The 17941-nt window shown below is 56.5% G+C and carries 16 protein-coding genes; 6 read left to right on the forward strand and 10 right to left on the reverse strand.

The genetic code is table 11. The features are described 5' to 3' along the window. The first annotated feature begins 111 nt into the window (after positions 1 to 111). A complete protein-coding gene (gene ushA / locus F384_RS02160; protein WP_046477077.1) occupies positions 112 to 1764 on the forward strand; it encodes a bifunctional UDP-sugar hydrolase/5'-nucleotidase UshA in 1653 nt (550 codons plus the stop codon). Positions 1765 to 1814: 50 nt separating this feature from the next. Here the strand turns inward: ushA and ybaK are convergent, their stop codons facing one another. The 3 genes from ybaK to copA all read right to left on the reverse strand — a co-directional run bounded on the left by ybaK (position 1815) and on the right by copA (position 5945). Further along, a complete protein-coding gene (ybaK, locus tag F384_RS02165) occupies positions 1815 to 2294 on the reverse strand; it encodes a Cys-tRNA(Pro)/Cys-tRNA(Cys) deacylase YbaK (RefSeq protein WP_046477079.1) in 480 nt (159 codons plus the stop codon). Positions 2295 to 2495: 201 nt separating this feature from the next. Further along, positions 2496 to 3290, reverse strand: a complete 795-nt coding sequence (locus F384_RS02170; protein WP_046477081.1) for a TraB/GumN family protein — start codon at positions 3288 to 3290, stop codon at positions 2496 to 2498. 153 nt (positions 3291 to 3443) lie between these two features. Beyond that, complete coding sequence (gene copA / locus F384_RS02175; RefSeq protein ID WP_046477083.1) at positions 3444 to 5945, reverse strand: copper-exporting P-type ATPase CopA; 2502 nt, start codon at positions 5943 to 5945, stop codon at positions 3444 to 3446. A 107-nt stretch (positions 5946 to 6052) separates the two neighbouring features. Between copA and cueR the strand changes: the two genes are divergently transcribed. After that, positions 6053 to 6463, forward strand: a complete 411-nt coding sequence (gene cueR, locus F384_RS02180; RefSeq protein ID WP_046477086.1) for a Cu(I)-responsive transcriptional regulator — start codon at positions 6053 to 6055, stop codon at positions 6461 to 6463. Here the strand turns inward: cueR and F384_RS02185 are convergent. The 4 genes from F384_RS02185 to F384_RS02200 are packed head-to-tail and all read right to left on the reverse strand — an operon-like array spanning position 6460 to position 10685. Continuing rightward, the gene (locus F384_RS02185; protein ID WP_046477091.1) at positions 6460 to 7176 is read right to left on the reverse strand and encodes a DUF3142 domain-containing protein; all 717 of its coding nucleotides are present in this window, start codon (positions 7174 to 7176) and stop codon (positions 6460 to 6462) included. The genes cueR and F384_RS02185 overlap by 4 nt on opposite strands. Further along, positions 7146 to 9290 (reverse strand): hypothetical protein, encoded by a 2145-nt coding sequence (locus tag F384_RS02190; RefSeq protein WP_046497618.1) that lies wholly within the window; start codon positions 9288 to 9290, stop codon positions 7146 to 7148. The genes F384_RS02185 and F384_RS02190 overlap by 31 nt, the downstream gene beginning before the upstream one ends. A 22-nt stretch (positions 9291 to 9312) precedes the next feature. Continuing rightward, entirely contained in the window at positions 9313 to 9771 is a 459-nt protein-coding gene (locus F384_RS02195) for an NfeD family protein (protein ID WP_046477093.1), read from the reverse strand. After that, positions 9771 to 10685 carry an SPFH domain-containing protein gene (locus F384_RS02200; protein ID WP_046477095.1) on the reverse strand — a complete coding sequence of 305 codons (915 nt, stop codon included), beginning with the start codon at positions 10683 to 10685 and terminating at the stop codon, positions 9771 to 9773. Before F384_RS02200 ends, F384_RS02195 begins: the two co-directional genes overlap by 1 nt. Positions 10686 to 10830: 145 nt before the next feature. Between F384_RS02200 and fetA the strand changes: the two genes are divergently transcribed. Continuing rightward, a complete protein-coding gene (fetA, locus tag F384_RS02205; RefSeq protein ID WP_046477097.1) occupies positions 10831 to 11502 on the forward strand; it encodes an iron efflux ABC transporter ATP-binding subunit FetA in 672 nt (223 codons plus the stop codon). Further along, positions 11495 to 12274, forward strand: a complete 780-nt coding sequence (gene fetB, locus F384_RS02210; protein ID WP_046477099.1) for an iron efflux ABC transporter permease subunit FetB — start codon at positions 11495 to 11497, stop codon at positions 12272 to 12274. Before fetA ends, fetB begins: the two co-directional genes overlap by 8 nt. Before the next feature lie 94 nt (positions 12275 to 12368). Here fetB and cnoX read toward each other — a convergent pair whose 3' ends face one another. The 3 genes from cnoX to tesA are packed head-to-tail and all read right to left on the reverse strand — an operon-like array spanning position 12369 to position 14708. Beyond that, complete coding sequence (gene cnoX, locus F384_RS02215) at positions 12369 to 13223, reverse strand: chaperedoxin (protein ID WP_046477101.1); 855 nt, start codon at positions 13221 to 13223, stop codon at positions 12369 to 12371. Positions 13224 to 13282: 59 nt separating this feature from the next. Next, the gene (locus F384_RS02220; RefSeq protein WP_046477103.1) at positions 13283 to 14053 is read right to left on the reverse strand and encodes an SDR family oxidoreductase; all 771 of its coding nucleotides are present in this window, start codon (positions 14051 to 14053) and stop codon (positions 13283 to 13285) included. A gap of 28 nt (positions 14054 to 14081) precedes the next feature. After that, complete coding sequence (gene tesA, locus F384_RS02225; protein WP_162200230.1) at positions 14082 to 14708, reverse strand: multifunctional acyl-CoA thioesterase I/protease I/lysophospholipase L1; 627 nt, start codon at positions 14706 to 14708, stop codon at positions 14082 to 14084. Between tesA and ybbA the strand changes: the two genes are divergently transcribed. Continuing rightward, positions 14676 to 15362, forward strand: coding sequence for a putative ABC transporter ATP-binding protein YbbA (ybbA, locus tag F384_RS02230; RefSeq protein WP_046477106.1), 687 nt, complete (start codon positions 14676 to 14678; stop codon positions 15360 to 15362). The genes tesA and ybbA overlap by 33 nt on opposite strands. Then, complete coding sequence (gene ybbP / locus F384_RS02235) at positions 15359 to 17773, forward strand: putative ABC transporter permease subunit YbbP (protein WP_046477108.1); 2415 nt, start codon at positions 15359 to 15361, stop codon at positions 17771 to 17773. Before ybbA ends, ybbP begins: the two co-directional genes overlap by 4 nt. The last annotated feature ends 168 nt before the right edge of the window (positions 17774 to 17941 follow it).

Below are 17941 nucleotides of genomic sequence, written 5' to 3' on the forward strand. Positions count from 1 at the left end.
TAACATACCTGCGGACGAGGTTTGAAGGAAGTCTCAATTCTGAAAACTTATTCGACTATTATTTCAGATAATTGTAATTTCTGCGGTTGAAATGGAGTCAGGGAGAGAAACATGAAATTTTTGAAACGGGGTGTGGCGCTGGCACTGTTTGCCGCATTCACGCTGGCAAGTCAGCCTGCTCAGGCTTTTGAAAAAGATAAAACCTATAAAATCACCATTCTGCATACCAACGATCATCATGGCCATTTCTGGCGCAGTGAATACGGCGAGTACGGTCTGTCGGCGCAAAAAACGCTGGTGGATGGGATTCGTCGTGAGGTGGCTGCTGAAGGGGGCAGTGTCCTGCTGTTGTCCGGCGGTGACATCAATACCGGCGTTCCCGAATCGGATCTACAGGATGCTGAGCCAGACTTTCGTGGGATGAACCTGATTGGCTATGACGCGATGGCGGTCGGCAACCACGAATTTGATAATCCGCTCACCGTCCTGCGTCAGCAGGAAAAGTGGGCGAAGTTCCCGTTTCTCTCAGCCAACATCTATCAGAAAAGTACCGGTGAACGCCTGTTTAAACCCTGGGCCATCTTTACGCGCCAGGATCTGAAAATCGCGGTTATCGGTCTGACCACCGATGACACAGCGAAGATCGGCAACCCTGAATTTTTTACCGACATTGAATTCCGCAAGCCAGCGGAAGAGGCAAAAGTGGTGATTCAGGAGCTACAGATGAATGAAAAGCCTGACGTCATTATTGCGACTACCCATATGGGACACTATGACAACGGCAACCACGGTTCGAACGCGCCGGGCGACGTCGAAATGGCGCGCAGTCTGCCCGCCGGGGCGCTGGCGATGATTGTGGGTGGTCACTCACAGGACCCGGTGTGCATGGCTGAAGAAAACAAAAAACAGGTGGATTATGTTCCCGGTACGCCGTGCGCGCCGGACAAACAGAACGGGATCTGGATTGTGCAGGCTCATGAGTGGGGAAAATATATCGGCCGCGCGGATTTTGAGTTCCGTAACGGCGAGATGAAAATGGTCAACTATCAGCTGATCCCGGTGAACCTGAAGAAGAAAGTGACCTGGGAAAACGGGAAAAGTGAGCACGTACTTTACACCCCGGAAATTGCTGAGAACGCGCAGATGCTCTCACTGCTGTCCCCGTTCCAGAATAAAGGGAAAGCCCAGTTGGATGTGAAAATCGGTGCGGTGAATGACCGTCTGGAAGGCGATCGCAGCAAGGTTCGCTTTGTGCAGACCAACATGGGGCATCTTATTCTGGCCGCGCAAATGGCGCGCACTGGTGCGGATTTCGGTGTCATGAGCGGCGGCGGGATTCGTGACTCGATTGACGGCGGGGATATCACCTATAAAAGCGTGCTGAAGGTGCAACCGTTCGGCAACGTTGTCGTGTATGCCGATATGAACGGCAAGGAGGTGACGGACTACCTGACGGCCGTGGCGCAGATGAAGCCGGATTCCGGTGCCTATCCGCAGTTTGCTAACGTCAGTTTTGTCGCGAAAGACGGCAAGCTCAACGATCTGAAAATCAACGGCGAGCCGGTTGACCCGGCGAAAACCTACCGTATGGCGACGCTCAGTTTTAACGCGACGGGGGGCGACGGCTATCCGCGTATTGATAACAAACCGGGGTACGTCAACACCGGGTTTATCGATGCGGAAGTGCTGAAGGAATACATTCAGAAAAATTCACCGCTGGATGTGAGTGCTTATGAACCTAAAGGTGAGGTGAGCTGGCAGTAATCAGTTTCCAGGCCTGATAAGCGTAGCGCCATCAGGCAATCATTCTAAAATCAGTCCCGGCGGGCGATATCGGCAAATTTAGCCTGCAGAATCGCGGCTAAATCGCCCGCCGCCAGTTCAATGTCCAGTCCGCGTTTGCCACCAGAGACAAAAATGGTGTCAAACGTCTGGGCTGGCGCATCAATAAGCGTCGGCAGGCGTTTTTTCTGTCCCAGCGGGCTAATGCCGCCGACCAGATACCCGGTTGTGCGCTGCGCCACCAGCGGATCGGCCATATCGACCTTTTTCGCCCCGAGCGCTTTGGCGACTTTTTTCAGATCCAGTTGTCCGGCCACCGGCGTAACTGCAACCGCCAGATGTTTCATATCGCCATTCACCGCGACCAGCAGCGTTTTGTACACCCGATCGGCATTCAACCCTAATTTGCGCACCACCTCATCACCAAAGTTGGTTTCGGCGGGATCGTGATCGTAGGTGTGGATCCTGAACGTAATGTTGTTTTTTTCGAGTAATTTAACTGCGGGTGTCATAGCTATTTCCCCTGGCTAAACTAAATGATCAGTCAAGCGTATATCAAAAATTTGTCCGAAATATAGTACCATCTTGCGCAATTATGTTGGCAGGATGCAGAGTTTGAGCGACAATCGACATACACCGACGCGTAAAGCGGCGGCATAATAATAATGATGAAATTCCTCTTTGACGGGCCAATAGAAATATTGGCCACTTTTTTATCGCATCAGTTCAGGTAAATTCCCTTCCCCATACAGGTGCAGCGCACCCACGGCCACCACATAGCGACCCGCAGGCAGCGCCGACAAGCGATCCCGCCAGGCGATATTGCGCTGGTGCATCAGCACATCGTACAACGACGGACTGAAGGTGTTCGGGAGGGTCAGATGGTTGTCCTGCGGCGGCGTTTTCAGCCACCAACTCATCATCTGTTGCAGTAGCCGGGCATTGGTGTGCCAGTGCGTCAAGGTATCATCCAACAGCGCCAGCCCGTTATCCGGCAGTTCACATAACAGCGCAATCTGGCTGGACGCGCCTTCCAGTTCTATTACCGGCTTTTCTGCCTTTTTCGCGGCCTGCAACAGTTGATAATCAATGCCGTACTCCGGGCGTAACCCCAACTGCTGCGCCTGAGTGGCTTGTAGCACCATTGCGATTTGCCACAGCGGTTGCGTCGAAAACAGAGCCGGGGAGATCCCCAGTTCATCGGTCGCGCGGTGCAGATTGCGCAACAGCTCCTCGCTGATGCGTTCTTCCAGCGCGGCAAACTCGGGTAAGTCGGCGAAGGGACTGTCATTGCCGGAGACGTCGGCCTCAACAATTAACGCATCGGCGTGGTTCAGCTTTTTGAGCAGTCTGGCAGGGAGAGGAGACATGTCGCGGCTGCCCATATGAATGCTGCCAATCAGGTGGAAGTGGCGATTGCCGGGCAACGAAACGTCAATGGCGGGCCAGGTATAGCGAGTGCCGGATAGCCCAGCGAAAAATGTTTTTACCCGGTAAAACAGATCCATGCGACCTCCCTAAGTAGACGACCATGCTAGCGCGTGGTCAGGTAAGGTGCAATGTGTGAATTGCCAGATGGCGGCGCTAAAGCACCTCATCCGGCCTGGTCGTTTCACGTTAATGCAGCAGGCCGGATAAGCGTCAGCGCCCTCCGGCATTGCTTACTCTTTGGGTTTAAAGCGCAGCAGTCGGTTAGCGTTGCTCACCACGGTAATGGACGACAGCGCCATCGCCGCTCCGGCAACGACCGGGTTTAGCAGCGTGCCGGTGAACGGCCAGAGGATACCGGCCGCCACGGGGATCCCGATGCTGTTGTAAATGAACGCGCCGAGCAGGTTCTGTTTCATATTGCGCAACGTGGCTCGGGAGATAGACAGCGCATCCGCCACGCCCATCAGACTGTGGCGCATCAGCGTGATAGCGGCGGTTTCAATTGCCACGTCGCTGCCGCCACCCATTGCAATTCCGACATCGGCCTGCGCCAGCGCCGGTGCGTCATTGATGCCGTCACCGACCATCGCCACCTGATGTCCCTGACTTTGCAGACGCTTAATGGCATCGGCTTTACCGTCCGGGAGAACGCCAGCAATCACGTCATCAATCCCCGCCTCTTTGGCGATGGCGTTGGCCGTCGTCGGGTTATCGCCGGTTAACATCACCAGACGATATCCGGCGCGGTGCAGTCGCTGAAGGGCCGCCACGCTGTCGCTACGCAGCGGATCGCGCACGGCCAGCAGCGCCGCCGCGTTGCCATCAATCGCCAGCAGCACCGGCGTGGCACCCTGAGAAGCCTGGGCAGAAATCTCGGCTTCCAGTTCGCGAGTGTCAACCTGCTGCTCGTTCAGCAGTGCCTGATTGCCCAGCAGCAGCGTATGGCCTTGTGCTTCACCGCTGACGCCTAATCCCCGCAGGGTGCGGAAACCGCTGACCTGAGGCAGTGTGCTATCACCGGCTTTGTCGAGAATCGCCCGCGCCAGCGGGTGACTGGAACCCTGTTCGAGTGCCGCGGCTAACCGCAGCGCCTGCGCCTCGTCGATGTCGCCAACGGTTTTAATCGCCACCACCTGCGGTTTGCCTTCGGTCAGCGTCCCGGTTTTGTCGAAGACCACCGTATCCAGCGTGCTGGCGCGTTGTAGCGCATCGGCATCACGCACCAGTACGCCAAACTCAGCCGCACGACCCACACCGGAGATAATCGACATCGGCGTCGCCAGACCCAGCGCACACGGGCAGGCGATGATCAGTACCGTGGTGGCGATCACCAGGGTATAGACAATTTGCGGGGCCGGACCAAAGACGTACCAGATACCTGCGCTCACCAGTGCGATCAGCACCACGACCGGGACAAACACGGCGGAAATCTTATCGGCCATCTGGCCAATTTCCGGTTTACTGCTCTGCGCCTGGCGCACCATGCGGATAATGCGCGACAGGGTGGTATGACTGCCGACCGCACTGGCGCGAAACACTACGCTGCCATCCTGCACGACGGTACCGGCATGCACGCTGTCGCCTTCCCCTTTTTGCTGCGGAATAGGTTCGCCGGTGAGCATCGCTTCATCCAGCCAGGCTTCGCCCTGGGTGATTTCACCGTCAACCGGTACGCGGTCACCGGTGGTCAGGCGCAACAACATCCCCGGCTGAACGTCCGCCAGCGGCACGCTCTTCTCACCCTCTTGCGTAATCACCCGCGCCGTTGGCGGCGTGAGATCGAGTAATTTTTCCAGCGCCTTAGACGAGCGCTGACGCGCCCGCGCTTCCAGCATGTGTCCGAGGTTAATCAGACCGATGATCATCGCACTGGCTTCATAATAGAGATGGCGCGCTTCCATCGGGAACCACTGCGGCCACAGATTGACGCTCATCGAGTACAACCAGGCCACGCCGGTGCCGAGGGCAACCAGAGTGTCCATCGTGGCGGTGCCGTTCATCAGGCTCTTCCACGCGCTGCGATAAAAATGGCCGCCCGCAAAGACCATGACCGCGAGCGTCACCAGGCCAATCGCCAGCCACAGGCTGCGGTTGTCGGCGGTGACCATCATGTTATCGCCCATCATCCCCCAGACCATCACCGGCACACCCACCAGCAGGGCGACAATCGCCTGCCAGCGGAAGCGTTTCATTGTCGCGACGGCGGTTTCCTGCTGGCGTTCACGGCGTTTGAGATCGTCTTCAATCGCTTCTGCGCCATAGCCCGCTTTTTCCACCGCCTGGACTAAATCGGTAGCGGACGCACTGCCCATCACCAGCGCAGTACGTTCCGCGAGGTTTACCCGTGCCTGCGTGACCCCAGGAACGCTTTGCAGCGCATTTTGTACCCGGGAAACACAGCTGGCGCAGCTCATGCCGCTTAACAGCAGCTGTTGGCTCTCATCTTCAGCCGTCGCTGCCGGAAGCTCAGGAGGGACCGCTGCCAGCGCTTCCGACGGGATTGATGACTCCGTCAGCGGTTTAGCCTTTGGGTGGCTTAACTCTGCGCCATAACCAGCTTGTTTGATGGTGTCGATAAGCTGCTCGGCGCTGGCGGTACCGGTGACGCGCGCTTCGGTCACGGTGACCTCCGCCTGTTCCACGTCCGGGCGTTGCTCAAGACTCTCTTTTACACGTTTGACGCAGTGACCGCAGGACAGGCCGTCCAGGGTCAGGTCGATGGTTTGAGACATCACTTCACTCCTCAATAACGGGTCAATAAGGGTTGACCGTTGCACTTGGATTGACTAACTGTTATTAAGGGTAAACCTTCCATCAAGGGGAAGGTCAAGGGGGAAAAATGAATATATCCGATGTTGCTAAAAAAACGGGTTTAACCAGTAAAGCGATCCGCTTTTATGAAGAGAAAGGGCTGGTCACGCCGCCACTGCGGGGTGAAAACGGCTATCGCACGTACGGGCAACAGCATCTGAATGAGCTGACGCTGCTGCGCCAGGCGCGCCAGGTCGGATTCAACCTTGAAGAGTGCGGCGAGCTGGTGAATCTGTTCAACGATCCGGGGCGTCACAGTGCGGACGTCAAAAAGCGGACGCTGGAGAAAGTGGCGGAAATTGAGCGCCATATCAGTGAATTACAGTCGATGCGCGTGCAGTTGCTGGCGCTGGCGGAGTCGTGTCCGGGCGATGACAGCGCGGAATGCCCGATTATCGAAAACCTTTCTGGCTGCTGCCATCACAAGGCGCAGGCTTAACCCGCGTCGGGGTTGAGCATAAAGACGACCGTGCCGCGAAACCACGGGGATGCGCGAAGCTGCGCTTCCGCCTGGCTGTCCCGCTTGCCGTGCTGCACCAGCCCGAGCTTAAACGGGATACGCAGTCGGGTGAGGGCGGGCAGGTAGTCCTGATAATTCGCCACCGTGCGCCTTCCCTGATAGCTCTGCACCACCAGTTCATCGACCGGCAGCGCGTTCAGCGTCGCGACGTCGCCTGTTTTCGCCCAGTCCAGCAGTCCGGTCACGCCAAGAGCAAAGTCGGGCGGCAGCTGTTGGCGCAATGTCCGCAGAAAGCGGGCATAGTCGGCCAGTTGATGCGTCGCGGCATCAAAATCGACCTGCAGCCCCACAACCTGATTTCCCGCCGCCTGCCAGCGCTGCATCAATCGCACGATGCGTGCCGGAATCGCGTCCGGTACGTCGAGCGTAGTGAAGCGCACGGTAAGCCAGATGGACGGAAACGTCAGGCGGCTGACGGGAAGTCCCAGACGCTGAAACGCCACGCCCTTTGCCCGCACCAACACCTCACCCTGATGCAGATAGACCGTCTGAGCCCCTCTGAGTTCATCGCTGGCTTTTACACCCGACCAGAGCCAGAAGGCCGGGTGTTCGCGGGCGGTGACCGTCTCCGCCGCCTGCGCTGGTCCCGTCAGTAGCGCAATTACCAGTAGTATTTGAGTTTTTGCGCCCACGGACTGCCCGGATACTGCGTTTTCAATTGTGTGAACCAGCCTTTACGCTGCTGTTTGTCCACCTCTTCGCCGCCACATTCATTCGATCCGGACGGGGCGTAGCACATGATAGCCCGATACAGCGCATAGCTTCGGTCTTCGTGCTCGGCCTTCGGCGAGGCGATGACCTGCTGATAATAACGCTGGCGGTTAAATTGTCCGACGGGGTCTTTCTGATGGATAGCGGCTTCCAGCTCGCCGTTGCCTGCGATGTCTTTCCACAAATCGACATGCGTTTGCGAGGTGCGGAAGAACTCGCCCAGACAGTTCAGCGCATGGGCATCGTCGGGCGTCTTGCTCAACGTGCCGATGGTGTCATTGAGGCTGCGGCACACGTAACCGGCTTCGGCGGCGTCGCCGTTCCAGTCAAACGTACTCAGATTGACGTCGTCGAATGCCTCACCGATAACCGGCTGCGCGATGGCGCTGGCGAGTTTTCGATCCTGCAGCCAGTCGCTAAAGCGGTGTTCAGTGAGATCGCGCACCAGCAGCGTATGCAACGCGATAGTACGCTCTTCGTTATTCGGCCCCTGGCTAGCCTGCTGGCGCAGCTGTTCAGGTGTTGCCACGGTTTTCAGTACCCGTGAACGGTAGCGCAAACTGGTAACCGCGCTGTCCGGGGCAAAAATCGCCGCCGCGTCGCCGCTGTAGACCAGCGTGGCCGCCAGTTTTGCCTGCACATACTGTTGCTGTTCGTTATCCTGGCTCAGCTTCAGCAGCGTCGACCAGAAATCGCGCGCCGCTGACCACTGTTTTTGTCCCATCAGCGCGTTGCCGTAGAGCACCTGTTCGCTGAAGGCGAGGATGTCGTGTGGCGGAAGTTTTTTCGCCGGAGTGACCGCCTGAAGAATGGCGGCATAGTTATCAGTCGCCAGCCACAGGTTGAGTTGTAAATCGTGCCACAGCGGCAGTTTTCCGCTCTTGTCAAAAACCGGTTTGCTGGCGTCAAGTGCGGCTTGCGTCAGGGTTGGTTTCCGGTCGCTGTTCAGGCGAAGGGCGCGCAGCATCTCGGTATAGCTGACGATGGGGGCATCGGCGAACGCATCCTGCACGGATTGATCGTAAAACTGCATGCCAAAAACGTTATCGTATTCAATGACCTGCTCTCGCAGCGCCTGCGCATCGGTGGCCTGCTGGAATGCCTGTTCATACATTCCCGCAAGCGGCGTCCAGTCCTGCAAATACCAGTGGATGCGGCGCAGCATGCCACGCGCGGAATCCGCATAGCGGCCTTCCGGCCAGCGCTGGAGATAGGTCTGCGCCTCTTTTTGCGCGAGCAACGCATCTTCACGGTTTATTCGCGCGATATCAAAGTCGCCATATTCGCCGACGCTGTTCTGGCTGCTCTTGTTCAGTGCCGTGCGCATCAGCATATATTGCGCGGTTTCCGCCAGCCACGAACGATCGCTGGTGAGCAGTTGCGAGAAGGCTTGCGCCGCGCTGTCGTACTCGCCCTCGTAAAAATGGGCCGCGCCGGTCAGATAGGTTTTATACAGCAGGGCAGGTGAATCCGCCGGGAGCGTGGCGAGGGAGCCCGTAATTTGCTCTGCGCTCGCCCCGGAATAAAGCCCCATCCGCGCCTGCGCCAGCGCCTGCCGTTGTTCCGTCGTCAGCGCGGCATCGTTCAGCAGCGCGGCAAAAAACTGGCTGACGCTATCGGCATTATTGGAGACGAAACGGTTTTCCTGCTCACCGTCGTGGGTGAATTCGACGGGCTCCACCTGCAACGTTGCCATTTGTTGGACGAGCGGGTCTGGTGCGTTCTGCGTTTGTGCCGGCGAGTCCGCCCGGACATCAACGTCATCCCACTGCGGGTGATAAGCAAAATAGAAATCGCGAGAGCGGGTGATATCCGCAGGCATCGACTGAACGGGCACCGCAAATGACTTTGCCTCACTCAGCAGGCGCAACAGGTTGTCGCGGGAATCATTTTCGGGCGACAGAACAGGGTCGCCTTTCAGCAGACAGTGTGCGTCGCTCCATGTACAGTCTGCCATATCAAACGAGGCGAATGCCTGCGGGGCACTCGCCAGTAATGCACAAAAACTTAATGCCAGAGGCGTCTTCCTGACTATCATGCGATTCCTGTCCTCTGTTTTATCGGGGAAGAGGTCTGATATAGAGCGTGATGCCCTCAACGGCGATCACTTCAACGTGGGTGCCGGCGGGCAAGTCTTCAATGGCATTGACCGGCCACGAACTGTCGCCAACCCGCATGTGCCCACGGCCATTGACCAGTGAGGATTCCAGCACAAACCGACGGCCGACCAGTTGCTGACCGCGTTGGTTAAGTTGACTGTCTGCGGGCTTTTGTTCGCGAACGCGTTTTGCCATCCACTTCCACCAAAGCCAGGCGGAAAGCAGCGTTAAGAGGGCAAAGATAACGCCTTGCCATTCCCAGTCGACGGGCAATAGCCAGACCAGCATGCCGGTAATGACCGCCGCGACGCCACTCCACAACAGATAACCGTTGCCGCCCAGCATTTCAGCGGCCAGAAGCAGGCCACCGAGGCTGAGCCAGAAAATATGGGGATGCCCCACAATCATCTCGATCATTATTTTTTCCGTTCGCTGGCACTGTCCTTGATCAGTTCTGCGATCCCGGCAATGGAGCCCATCAGGCTGCTGGCATCGAGTGGCATCATGACCACCTTACTGTTACTGGACGAGCCGATTTGCTGCAGCGCTTCGGTATATTTCTGCGCCACAAAGTAGTTCACCGCCTGAATATCACCGGAGGCGATTGCTTCAGACACCATTTTGGTGGCGCGGGCTTCCGCTTCGGCGGAACGTTCGCGGGCTTCTGCCTGTAAAAATGCCGACTGACGGTCACCTTCGGCAATCAAAATTTTCGACTGTTTTTCACCCTCGGCTTTGACGATTTCCGCCTGGCGGACCCCTTCAGCTTCAAGGATATAGGCACGTTTGGTACGCTCCGCTTTCATCTGCGCGTTCATTGCGCCGATCAGTTCAGCCGGGGGGCGAACGTCGCGAATTTCAATACGGGTAATTTTGATTCCCCAGGGATTGGTGGCCTCATCAACAATGTGCAGCAGGCGCGTGTTGATGTTGTCGCGTTGGGAGAGCATTTCATCAAGCTCCATGGAGCCCAATACAGTACGGATGTTGGTCATGGTCAGATTGATGATAGCCAGCTCCAGGTTGCTGACTTCATACGCGGCTTTCGGCGCATCAATGACCTGAATAAAACAGACCGCATCAATCGAAACGTTGGCGTTATCTTTCGAGATAACTTCCTGCGAGGGAATATCCAGCACCTGTTCCATCATATTAATTTTACGACCAACACGGTCCATGAACGGAACGACAAGGCTCAAACCGGGTTGCAGCGTGCGGGTGTAGCGTCCGAAACGCTCCACCGTCCACTGATATCCCTGAGGGACAATTTTCACGCCGGCACCGACGATCACCAGCGCGACAAAAATGAGAATAGGAATAACGATAAGCATTGAAAAACCTCCTGTTGAACTGTCCATGATGTCGTGACTGACGACGCTACTCTTGAAATTATACCTGATTCATTAAAGAGAGTTCCCCTCCCGTTAATTAGAGGGATACACTATTTTGCGATAAAACGCGAAAACAGGATAGACAATGCGTGAAAATAGTATTTTGTTGCAGTTAAACAATGTGGGTTACCAGGTCGGGACCACGAAAATTCTGAATAACATCAGTTTTGACTTACGTCCTGGTGAATTTAAATTAATAACCGGACCTTCCGGCTGTGGAAAAAGTACGTTACTGAAGATTATCGCGTCGTTGCTCAGTCCGACTCGCGGCGAGATCCTCTTTGCCGGGGAGGACATCACCACGCTCAACCCGGAAAACTACCGCCAGCACGTCTCGTATTGCGCGCAGACGCCCGCGCTGTTTGGCGATACCGTCTACGATAATCTGATCTTCCCCTGGCAAATCCGCAACCAGCGTCCTGACCCCGCTGCTTTTCTTGCTGACCTGGCCCGTTTTCAGTTGCCGGAGACGATTCTGGCGAAAAATATCAACGAACTCTCCGGCGGAGAAAAACAGCGCATTTCCCTGATCCGCAATTTACAGTTTTTGCCGCAGGTTTTACTGCTTGATGAAATCACCAGCGCGCTGGATGAAAGCAATAAGCGCAATGTGAATGAGATTATTCATCACTATGCTCGCGACAAGCAGACAGGCGTATTGTGGGTGACTCACGATAAAGACGAAATTAATCATGCGGATGAAATAATCACCCTGATGCCGCATGCCGGAGAAATGCAGGAAGCGCGTAATGAATGAACATAATATTACCAACGAGTCACTGGCATTAGCGATGATGCTGGTGGTGGTGGCAATGCTGATAAGCCACAAAGAGAAACTGGCGCTGGAGAAAGATATTCTCTGGAGCGTCGCTCGCGCTGTCGTTCAGCTTATTATTGTCGGTTATGTCCTGAAATATATCTTCGCGGTTAATCATGCCGTCCTGACGTTACTGATGGTGCTATTTATCTGTTTCAACGCCGCGTATAACGCGCAGAAACGCAGTAAGTATATTGATAAAGCGTTTCTTTCCTCGTTTATTGCCATCACGACGGGGGCGGGGTTAACGCTGGCGGTGCTGGTGCTGTCGGGTTCGATCGAATTTATCCCGATGCAGGTGATCCCCATCTCCGGGATGATTGCCGGTAATGCGATGGTGGCCGTCGGGTTGTGCTACAACAATCTTGGTCAGCGTTTTAGCAGCGAACAGCAGCAGATTCAGGAGAAACTCAGCCTCGGCGCGACGCCGAAAATGGCATCTGCCGGATTGATCCGCGACAGCATTCGTGCCTCGCTGATCCCGACGATCGACTCCGCGAAAACGGTCGGACTGGTGAGTCTGCCAGGGATGATGTCAGGACTGATCTTTGCCGGTATCGATCCGGTCAAAGCGATTAAATATCAGATCATGGTGACGTTTATGCTGCTCTCAACGGCGAGTCTGTCGACCATCATTGCCTGCTATTTAACCTATCGGAAGTTCTATAATTCGCGTCACCAACTGGTGGTGACGCATTTAAAGAAATCGTAATGGAGATTGCCGGATGGCGGCTGAAGCCTTATCCGGCCTACAGATGAGTTCTGGTTGTCGACCCGATAAGCGTAGCGCCATCGGGCAACAAAGATCAGTACAACAACGCGTACAGCTGACGACGATATTTTGACGCCAGCGCGTCGCCAGTACCCAGCGCGGCAAGAATTTCCTGGAACGTTTTACGCGCCTGACCGTCTGCGGCGGCGAGATCTTTCTTCAGATGGCTGAACAGCAGTTCCAGCGCTTCTTCGTTGCGTCCGACCTGGTGCAGTTGCAGCGCCAGCTGCGCAGCCAGTGCGGCATCCTGCGGATTTTCCGCCACCTGCTGTTGCAGTAGCTGAATCTCTGGCGTATCCGCCGCCTGTTTTAACAGTTCAATCTGCGCAACCAGTCCCTGATAGCGGGTGTCCTGATCCTGTAGCGGAATGGTTTTCAGCACGGCTTCCGCGTCTTCAGAACGGTTGAGGGCGATTTGTGTTTCCGCCAGCAGCAGGCCGATTTCACCATTCTGGTTAGACAGTTGCCAGGCATCTTTGAGCAGCGGCAGCGCTTCAATGTAGTTGCCTTCCTGCATCAGTTGCATGGCCTGTTGCGCTTTCAGTTCTTCTTCACGCGGCAACACTTTGTCGAGCAGAGCACGAATCGCCTCTTCCGGCTGCGGTCCCTGGAAGCCGTCAACCGGCTGACCGTTCTGGAACAGATAGACGGTCGGAATGGCGCGCAGACCAAACTGAGAGGCGATCACCTGCTCGGCATCGCAGTCGAGTTTCGCCAGAATAAATTGACCGTTGTACTGCGCAGCAAGGCTTTCGAGCACCGGCGTCAACTGCAGGCAGTGCTGGCTGCGTTCAGACCAGAAGTAGAACAGGACCGGCGTGGTCATCGACTGTTCTAAGGTCTGTTGCAGGTTCGATTCGTTAATGTTGACAATATTCTGTGTGGACATGGAGTCACTCTCTTGTGTCGATTTCTTTTTTACATGGGGGCTGACGCGCGCGCTTCAACTCATCCGTGCAAAATTTTGTCCATCAGGCGTCCCGGCAGCAGGCGTTTGAGCAGCATGACGGCCCAGGTCACCAGCGTGACCGGATAACGGAGTTTGGGTTTATCGCTGATAAAAGCATGGCGCACTTTGGCGACCACGGCTTCAGGATCGAGCGTAAAACGAGCGGCAATACCGGGGTTTTCCACCGGTTTGTCATTCTGGGTCTGGTTAACGTTTTCGGTAAAACGGGTGCGGATGGGGCCGGGTTCAATCAGGCTGACTTTAATTCCGCTGTGACGCAGCTCCATGCGCAACGCATCTGACCAGGCTTCCAGCGCGTATTTGCTGGCCGCGTAGGCGCCGCGCCCGGGGGTTGAGATTAGCCCCATCACCGAGGAGGTCATCACGATCCGACCTTCGCCGTGCGGCAGCATGGCCGGTAACAGGCGCATGGTGAGTTGGTGCGCGCCAAAGAAATTGGTGGAAAATTGCTGCTCCATCTGCGCGCGGCTGATGGTGGTCAGTGGACCGTAAACACCGTATCCGGCATTGTTAAAGATCCCGTATAAGCAGTTATCGGTCAGGGCGATCACCTCGTCAGCGGCGCGATCCACGCTCTCGGGAGAGTCGAGGTCAATCAATACGCCGGTAAATCCCATGTTATTCATGCGTGTGACATCGTCGGGTTTGCGGCAGCCGGCGAGAACCTGAAAGCCCTGGCGCTTCAGCTCAAGCGCGCTTTCCAGGCCGATGCCGCTGGAACATCCTGTTATTAAGACCGATTTTTGCATAACTTTACCTGTCAGGATCTCCGTTGAATTAAGACTCGTGTTTTACTAAAGGACTCAACTGCTTCGCCATCCAGTCGGCAATAAACGGCTGGGCATCGCGATTAGGATGAATACCATCATCCTGCATCCATTGCGGTTTTAGATAGACCTCTTCCATAAAAAAGGGTAACAGAGGAATATCAAACTCTTTGGCGAGCTTTGGATAGAGCGCGCTGAAGGTTTCATTATACCGACGACCGTAGTTTGCGGGCAGGCGAATTTGCATCAGCAGCGGTTCGGCGTTCGCCGCCTTAACGTCCTGCACGATGGTACGCAGCGTCTGTTCGGTCTGTTGCGGCGCAAAGCCGCGCAGTCCATCGTTGCCACCCAGCTCAACCAGCACCCAGCGCGGTTGATGCTGTTTGAGCAGCGCAGGCAGACGCGCCAGCGCTTGCTGGGAGGTGTCGCCGCTGATGCTGGCGTTCACCACGGTGGTTTTGCTCTGCCATTTATCGCTGAGCAGCGCAGGCCAGGCGGCACTGGCGGACATTCGGTATCCGGCGCTCAGACTGTCGCCGAGGATTAACAACGTGTCAGCCGCAGCGGCCCGACAGGTAAACAGGATCAGAAACAGGAAAGGCAAATGCCAGCGGAAAACATTGTTGAAGTTCATCATCTTAAGAAGTCCGTCGGTCAGGGGGAGCACGAGCTTTCCATCCTTACCGGAGTTGACCTGGTTGTCAAACGCGCCGAGACCATTGCGCTGATTGGCGAGTCGGGCTCAGGGAAATCCACGCTGCTGGCGATCCTCGCCGGACTGGATGACGGTACCGACGGCGAAGTCAATCTGGTGGGGAAACCGTTGCATCAGATGGATGAAGAGGCCCGGGCCCAGCTACGCGCGCAGCATGTCGGCTTTGTCTTTCAGTCATTTATGCTGATTCCCACGCTGAACGCGCTGGAGAACGTTGAACTTCCCGCACTGCTGCGCGGTGAAAACAGCGGACAAAGTAAAGCAGGGGCGAAAGCACTGCTTGAGCAACTGGGGCTGGGTAAGCGTCTGGACCATCTTCCGGCACAACTTTCCGGAGGTGAGCAGCAGCGCGTGGCGCTGGCGCGCGCCTTTAATGGCCGCCCGGATGTACTGTTTGCCGACGAGCCGACGGGTAACCTCGACCGGCAGACCGGCGAGAAAATTGCCGATCTGCTCTTTTCGCTTAACCGCGAGCATGGCACCACGCTAATCCTGGTGACTCACGATCCGCAACTGGCGGCGCGCTGCAACCGCCGACTGCGCCTGGTGAACGGACAGTTGCAGGAGGAGGCATGATTGCACGCTGGTTCTGGCGCGAATGGCGCTCGCCGTCGCTGCTGATTGTCTGGCTGGCGCTGAGTCTGGCGGTGGCCTGCGTGCTGGCGCTGGGCAATATCAGCGACCGGATGGAAAAAGGGTTAAGTCAGCAAAGCCGTGAATTTATGGCGGGTGACCGGGCGCTGCGCAGCTCGCGCGAGGTGCCGCAGGCGTGGCTTGACGAAGCGCATAAGCGTGGTCTGAAGGTGGGAGAGCAACTGACCTTTGCCACGATGACCTTTGCCGGTGACACGCCACAACTGGCGAATGTCAAAGCGGTTGATAATATCTACCCGATGTACGGCGAGCTGGAAACCAACCCACCGGGACTCAAGCCGCTGCCGGGAACGGTACTGCTGGCACCGCGGTTGATGGCATTGCTGAACCTGAAAACCGGCGACACTCTGGATGTCGGCGACGCCACGCTGCGTATTGCCGGTGAAGTGGTGCAGGAGCCGGATTCCGGCTTTAATCCCTTCCAGATGGCCCCGCGCCTGTTAATGAATACGGCGGATGTCGCGAAAACCGGTGCCGTACAGCCGGGCAGTCGCGTCACATGGCGTTATAAATTTGGCGGTACGCCGCAACAGCTTGATGGCTATGAAAAGTGGTTGCTACCGCAGCTGAAACCGGAACATCGCTGGTACGGACTTGAGCAGGATGAAGGTGCGCTGGGTAAATCCCTTGAGCGTTCGCAACAATTTCTCCTCCTTTCAGCGCTGTTAACGCTGTTGCTGGCCGTCGCTGCCGTCGCGGTGGCGATGAATCACTACTGTCGCAGTCGCTACGATCTGGTGGCGATTCTGAAAACGCTCGGCGCGGGCAGGGCGCAACTGCGAAAACTGATCGTCGGGCAGTGGCTGATGGTGCTGGCCCTTTCCGCCGTAACCGGTGGGGCTATCGGCCTGCTCTTCGAAAATATACTGATGGTGCTGCTCAAACCGGTGCTGCCTGCCGCGCTGCCGCCGGCCAGTCTCTGGCCGTGGATCTGGGCGTTGGGGACCATGACGGTCATCTCGCTGCTGGTCGGTTTGCGTCCGTATCGCTTGTTACTCGCCACCCAGCCGCTGCGCGTGTTGCGTCGTGACGTGGTGGCAAACGTCTGGCCGCTGAAATTCTATTTGCCGATCGTGACCGTGGTGGTCGTGCTGTTACTGGCCGGATTAATGGGCGGAAGTCCGCTGCTGTGGGCGGTGCTGGCGGGCGCGGTGGTACTGGCGCTGCTGTGTGGCGTGCTGGGGTGGATGCTGCTGAACGTACTGCGCGGGATGACGCTGTCGGCGCTGCCGCTGCGCCTTGCGGTCAGTCGTCTGCTGCGTCAGCCGTGGTCGACGCTGAGTCAACTGTCGGCGTTTTCGCTGTCGTTTATGCTGCTGGCGCTGCTGCTGGTATTACGCGGCGATCTGCTGGATCGCTGGCAGCAGCAGCTTCCGCCGGAAAGTCCCAACTATTTTCTGATCAACATTGCCCCTGAACAGGTGCCGCAGGTGAAGGCATTTCTCTCCGAGCATCAGGTGATCCCGGAAGCGTTCTACCCGATTGTACGGGCGCGGTTGACGGCGATAAACGACACGCCAACCGAAGGTGGGCAGGATGAGTCCCTGAATCGCGAGCTAAACCTGACCTGGCAGACGAGTCGTCCTGATCACAACCCGATCACCGCCGGCACCTGGCCGCCAGAAAAAGGCGAGGTGTCGATGGAAGAGGGGCTGGCAAAACGGCTGAACATCTCTTTGGGCGACAGGGTGACCTTTATGGGCGACACCCAGGAGTTCAGCGCGAAGGTCACCAGCCTGCGTCGGGTGGACTGGGAGAGCCTGCGACCCAACTTTTTCTTTATCTTCCCCTCCGGCGCGCTGGATGGACAGCCGCAAAGCTGGCTGACCAGCTTCCGCTGGGAAAACGGCAACGGCATGCTGACGCAGCTTAACCGTGAGTTCCCAACCATTAGCCTGTTAGACATTGGCGCGATCCTTAAGCAGGTGGGGCAGGTGCTGGAACAGGTCAGTCGGGCGCTGGAAGTGATGGTCGTGCTGGTGACCGCCTGCGGCATGCTGCTGTTACTGGCGCAGGTGCAGGTCGGTATGCGTCAGCGCCATCAGGAATTGGTGGTCTGGCGTACATTAGGCGCGGGTAAGAAACTCCTGCGTACCACGCTGTGGTGTGAATTCGCCATGCTGGGGCTGGTCTCCGGGCTGGTGGCCTCCATCGGCGCGGAAACCGCGCTGGCGGTACTGCAAACCCAGGTATTTGACTTCCCGTGGGAACCTGACTGGCGCTTGTGGATTGTCCTGCCGGTCTGCGGCGCACTTTTACTTTCCCTTTGCGGAGGCTGGCTTGGTGTCCGTCTGTTGAAAGGGAAAGCACTGTTCCGCCAGTTTACTGTTTAACGCCGTGATAATGACGCGCCGGTTTTTATGCTGGCGCGTACTTTCTTAGTAGCATAAATTGATAACCCCTCGCTGTTTAACGGCACAAATCATTAAAAACCCGCCAACACGTCAGTGTTAATACCAGTTAATATTCAATCGCTGAATAATTAGCAGGAAATCTATCAA

Origin of the sequence: Citrobacter amalonaticus Y19 (assembly GCF_000981805.1) — a bacterium.
GTDB lineage: Bacteria > Pseudomonadota > Gammaproteobacteria > Enterobacterales > Enterobacteriaceae > Citrobacter_A > Citrobacter_A amalonaticus_C.

Bases quoted from the DNA above. Each gene is read 5' to 3' on its own strand.
- ushA (WP_046477077.1), top strand. From the start codon at position 112: ATGAAATTTTTGAAACGGGGTGTGGCGCTGGCACTGTTTGCCGCATTC.
- ybaK (WP_046477079.1), bottom strand. From the start codon at position 2,294: ATGACACCCGCAGTTAAATTACTCGAAAAAAACAACATTACGTTCAGG.
- F384_RS02170 (WP_046477081.1), bottom strand. From the start codon at position 3,290: ATGGATCTGTTTTACCGGGTAAAAACATTTTTCGCTGGGCTATCCGGC.
- copA (WP_046477083.1), bottom strand. From the start codon at position 5,945: ATGTCTCAAACCATCGACCTGACCCTGGACGGCCTGTCCTGCGGTCAC.
- cueR (WP_046477086.1), top strand. From the start codon at position 6,053: ATGAATATATCCGATGTTGCTAAAAAAACGGGTTTAACCAGTAAAGCG.
- F384_RS02195 (WP_046477093.1), bottom strand. From the start codon at position 9,771: ATGATCGAGATGATTGTGGGGCATCCCCATATTTTCTGGCTCAGCCTC.
- F384_RS02200 (WP_046477095.1), bottom strand. From the start codon at position 10,685: ATGCTTATCGTTATTCCTATTCTCATTTTTGTCGCGCTGGTGATCGTC.
- fetA (WP_046477097.1), top strand. From the start codon at position 10,831: ATGCGTGAAAATAGTATTTTGTTGCAGTTAAACAATGTGGGTTACCAG.
- fetB (WP_046477099.1), top strand. From the start codon at position 11,495: ATGAATGAACATAATATTACCAACGAGTCACTGGCATTAGCGATGATG.
- cnoX (WP_046477101.1), bottom strand. From the start codon at position 13,223: ATGTCCACACAGAATATTGTCAACATTAACGAATCGAACCTGCAACAG.
- F384_RS02220 (WP_046477103.1), bottom strand. From the start codon at position 14,053: ATGCAAAAATCGGTCTTAATAACAGGATGTTCCAGCGGCATCGGCCTG.
- ybbA (WP_046477106.1), top strand. From the start codon at position 14,676: ATGCCAGCGGAAAACATTGTTGAAGTTCATCATCTTAAGAAGTCCGTC.
- tesA (WP_162200230.1), bottom strand. From the start codon at position 14,708: ATGATGAACTTCAACAATGTTTTCCGCTGGCATTTGCCTTTCCTGTTT.
- ybbP (WP_046477108.1), top strand. From the start codon at position 15,359: ATGATTGCACGCTGGTTCTGGCGCGAATGGCGCTCGCCGTCGCTGCTG.